Annotated in this window: 5 protein-coding genes; 2 read left to right on the top strand and 3 right to left on the bottom strand. The window is 40.6% G+C overall.

Features of this window, described 5'->3' with window-relative positions; translation table 11 throughout:
- The first annotated feature begins 234 nt into the window (after nt 1-234).
- Both TEPIDINF_RS08940 and TEPIDINF_RS08945 read left to right on the top strand, forming a co-directional pair.
- Complete coding sequence (locus TEPIDINF_RS08940) at nt 235-402, top strand: hypothetical protein (protein WP_161937322.1); 168 nt, start codon at nt 235-237, stop codon at nt 400-402.
- Nucleotides 403-512: 110 nt separating this feature from the next.
- A complete protein-coding gene (locus TEPIDINF_RS08945; protein ID WP_201024183.1) occupies nt 513-1,391 on the top strand; it encodes a 1,4-dihydroxy-2-naphthoate polyprenyltransferase in 879 nt (292 codons plus the stop codon).
- Nucleotides 1,392-1,497: 106 nt separating this feature from the next.
- Here TEPIDINF_RS08945 and TEPIDINF_RS08950 read toward each other — a convergent pair whose 3' ends face one another.
- From TEPIDINF_RS08950 to ltrA, 3 genes are all read right to left on the bottom strand, one after another.
- Nucleotides 1,498-2,106: a TetR/AcrR family transcriptional regulator gene (locus tag TEPIDINF_RS08950; protein WP_068725841.1), complete on the bottom strand. Its 609-nt coding sequence runs from the start codon at nt 2,104-2,106 to the stop codon at nt 1,498-1,500.
- 12 nt (nt 2,107-2,118) lie between these two features.
- Complete coding sequence (locus TEPIDINF_RS08955) at nt 2,119-2,883, bottom strand: SDR family NAD(P)-dependent oxidoreductase (protein ID WP_421691795.1); 765 nt, start codon at nt 2,881-2,883, stop codon at nt 2,119-2,121.
- Nucleotides 2,884-3,057: 174 nt separating this feature from the next.
- Nucleotides 3,058-4,288: group II intron reverse transcriptase/maturase (gene ltrA, locus TEPIDINF_RS08960; protein ID WP_421691796.1), on the bottom strand; the 1,231-nt coding region annotated here is incomplete at its 5' end.

Here is a 4,288-nt window from a genome sequence, read left to right on the forward strand (position 1 = left end):
TGTGATTGTGGTTTTGTGGCAGATAGAGATTGGAACGCTTCTATCAATATCAAGCGTGAAGGATTGCGACTGTTAGTATAATCATAAATAGAGCATGGAACAGGCTCGATAGCTAAGTAAATTTCGTACCGTTAGGTGCGATTACCTTAGAAGCCCCCACCTCTAAGCGAAGCGTAGGTGGCGGGTAGTTCACAATGACAGGATACGGTAACTTTTTTATAGGAGGAATTCTCTATGAATAAAGATGCTGCTTTTTTCTCTAGCGTGGTTGTGGCTAGTGTTGCCCTTCTCTCTAGTATTTTTGTTTATCAAACCTTTGGCCTTGGTGGAGCGATCCTAACGATTCTCGGTGGAGCGTTTTGGATTGGAGTTGGCTACTATTTTAAAAGATCTAAATCTTAATCTATGAAATTCTTTTTCTTATCGATATGATCGTGTAATTACTTAAACTCTTAGACAAAATCGTCTATAATAAATTTTGTTATCATATTTCATAGATGTAGGTGGTCAGATTGAATAAAACGCAAGCATGGATTTTAGCCTCAAGACCTAAAACCTTACCTGCAGCAGCTGCACCCGTTCTGGTTGCAACCTTGATTGCATTAAAAGATGGGGTCTTTCAGTTTTGGCCAGCGTTAGCGGCCTTAGTTGGTGCTTTATTAATTCAAATTGGAACTAATTTTGTTAATGATTATTTTGATTTTAAAAAAGGGACGGATACAGAAGAGCGCGTAGGTCCAGTTCGAGTCACACAGTCAGGCCTTTTAAGCCCGAAAGAAGTAATTATGGGCACATGGATTGTATTTGGTCTTGCTGTTTTAGTGGGAATTTATATTTTAATCATTGGGGGTTGGCCTATCTTTGTGATTGGTCTTTTATCCATTCTTTTTGGATACGCCTATACAGGTGGTCCATATCCTTTATCCTATAATGGATCTGCTGATATCTTTGTCTTTATTTTCTTTGGTTTTGTTGCAGTTGGAGGAACCTATTATATTCAGGCTGGAACGATTAGCCCACAAATTTATTGGGCTTCTATCCCTATTGGATTATTAGCCACAGCCATTCTTGTTGTGAATAACTTTCGTGATATTGAACAAGATCGGGTTGCAGGGAAAAAAACATTGGCTGTACGCTTTGGTAAAAAAAGAACACAGCTTTACTATTTTCTCTTACTAGGCTTAACTTATGTTGTTCCTGTTATCATGTGGTTATCAGGACTAGTAACCTATTGGATTCTACTCGTTTTACTTTCCCTACCGTTGTGCTTCTCCCTTGTGAAAGATATACTGCACAAGAAGGGTACTGCTTTAAATGAAACGTTAGCAGGAACAGGCAAATTAGAATTGCTTTATGGGATTTTGTTTTCCATTGGATATCTATTAGGTTAAGATGAGTTTGTATATTCTAACGCACTCGGTTGTCCGTGTATTTCTTAAAGGGGAAGAAAGCGATACTTCCTTTAACATTTTAAAAAGGGGACTAGGTATTCGTTTATCACGATTTACCGAGTCCCCTTAAATTATATTGAATCAAGGTTTGATAGGCCTCTTCGATATTTTTGGGTTCTCCCTCTCTTAGCCAACTAATCATGACCTGACGAAAGCTTCCCACAAAGGCCATCGCGCTAATCTGAATATCTTGCTTAGGAAGCATGCCCTGATCTGTTAATTCTTTTAGATCTGCTAAAGTTAATTTGATCAGCTCTTTTTCAATCTCATCTAGTTTACGGTTAAAAGCATGATTAAAACTAGGAATCTGAACTAATAGGATTTTTGCTAAATGTTGTTCCTTCGCAAAAAGGCGAATCGTTGCTTCCATAGAAGCTTGTAATTTATCAATGACTTGTTCATGCTTTGCTCTTTCTTTTTTAATTGAGTCTAAAAGCTTGGCATACATCTCATCCACAATCGTTTCTACTAATTTTTCTTTGTTAGAAAAGTAGAGATAAAATGTTCCTGTTGCAATTCCTGCTTTCTTCGCAATCGATTTTATCGAAATTGCACTATAACTTTCATTGGCCAATACTTCTTTAGCTACTTTAATAATCGATTCTTTCTTATTTTCAATTTTCTTTTTTACTTTTTCTGTTTTTTGGTATGCCACGTTGTCTCTCCCCTAAAAACCGTAAATGCTCATTCCACCATCAACAAAGATCGTATGGCCTGTCACATAGCTAGAGGCTTCAGATGCTAGAAAAACGGCTGGCCCAACAAGCTCTTTCACATCTCCTACACGTCTTAGAGGTGTTCTACTGATAATTTCATTATAATAATCTTCATTATTTAAAAGTTTTTCAGTTAATGGGGTTCTAAAATACCACGGTGCAATTGCATTCACACGAACATCATGTTTCCCCCATTCAAGAGCCAACGTTTTGGTCATTTGAATAATTCCGGCTTTTGTTGCCGCATAGGCTACTCCTGTTCGTAAAGCTACTTGGCCTGCCACTGAGCTAATATTGATGATTGACCCACTTTTTTGTTCAACCATATGTTTACCTACTGCTTGGCTAGCAAGAAATACAGATTTCATATTCGTTTGAATGATCAGTTCCCATTCTTCCTCAGGAACATCTAAGGCAGGTGTACGAATATTCATCCCTGCATTATTGACTAACACATCAATTTTACCAAAGGTATCTAGCGTTTTAGCAACCATTTTCTCAATCTCTTCTTTTTTCTTTACATCTGTTGAGATTCCAATCGCTTTTCGCCCTTTTTGTTCAACTTCTAAAACCGTTTGCTGAATATCTTCTTCTGTTCGTGCGACTATCACTAAATCAGCTCCTTCTTCAGCTAGTCCTAAGGCCATCGCCTTACCAATCCCTTTTCCCGATCCTGTTACAACAGCTACTTTGCCATCTAAACGAAAGAGGTCCATTTACGTCATCTCCTATTTTCTATTTAAATTTAGTATTTTACTTAAATAATAATCTTCCTCCATTATATCCCAAGGTGTGCGAAATCGGGTAGGAGGCTGGCCCTTATTTGACCAGCCGACCTCCCACAGCACCGTACGTACCGTTCGGTATACGGCGCTTCCAAAGTTTACACGTCACTTCGCAGAATAACACTCACTAAAACTAAGATATCCAGCTCGCTTAAATCGCTCGTTAGATAGGGCTTTTGTCAAGATAGGGCTATGAGCAGTACGCCAATAGCCTTTTCTTGTATTCGCCCACATCCACGCTTGCTCCTCACTCACGCCTGCCTTCTTGAGGTTTTCAAAGCGTGTCCGGATTCGTTTCCATCGTTTCCAGGTCACCATTCGTATGCGACTTCTCAGCCACTCGTCTAAACTACTGAGCAGATTCTTTGCATCCGCCAGTTTGAAGTAATTTGTCCAGCCTCGCACTACTTGATTGAGTTTGGTTCTTCGTTCTTCGATTCCCATTCCATTGCTGCGCCCAGTAACTTCTCGGATTTTGTCCTTAAGTTTCTGAATGCTTTTAGGATGGATTCTTAAACGCCCTTCTCCTCTGTAGATGTAGAAACTATATCCCAGATACTTGACGTAATTTACATGCGATACCTTCGTTTTCTCCCTGTTAACTCTCAGGAATAACCTTCCCTCAATATACGGGAGGATGTGGTCGAGCGTTCGCTTTGCCGCTTTCTTGCTTTTGCAGAAAATCATCATGTCATCTGCATAGCGTACAAAGCGGTGTCCCCGCTTTTCCAGCTCGTGGTCGCATTCGTTGAGCATAATGTTGCCAAGTAAGGGGCTTAGAGGGCCACCCTGTGGTACCCCCTCTGGACTTTCTTCAAACATCCCGCCATCCATAACTCCTGCTTTCAGGAATTTATGGATTAGCGATATGACCCGCCCATCTTTTATCGTCTCCGACAATATCTGAATCAGCTTGCTTTGGTTTACCGTATCGAAATACTTTTCCAAGTCCATATCGACTACGTATTTATAACCGTCTGTAATATGAGCTTGGCATCTCCGCAGGGCATCATGTGCGCTTCGGTTCGGTCGGAAACCGTAGCTGTTGTCTGAAAACTGCTTCTCGAAAATGGGTGACAGCACTTGAGTTATCGCTTGTTGGATTAACCTGTCCACGACGGTCGGTATTCCTAATTTTCTGGTCTGTCCGTTCTCTTTGGGTATCTCAACCCGCCGCACGGGTTTTGGACGGTATTTTCCGTCCCAGAGGGATTTCAGGAGTTCGTCCTTGTGTTCTTTCAGGAAGGGTAGAAGTTCATCCACCTGCATGCCGTCAATTCCACCTGCACCTTTATTCCTTTTCACTTGTTTATAGGCTCGATTGAGGTTTTCGGCG

Source organism: Tepidibacillus infernus (genome assembly GCF_048898065.1).
Taxonomy (GTDB): Bacteria; Bacillota; Bacilli; order Tepidibacillales; family Tepidibacillaceae; genus Tepidibacillus_B; species Tepidibacillus_B infernus.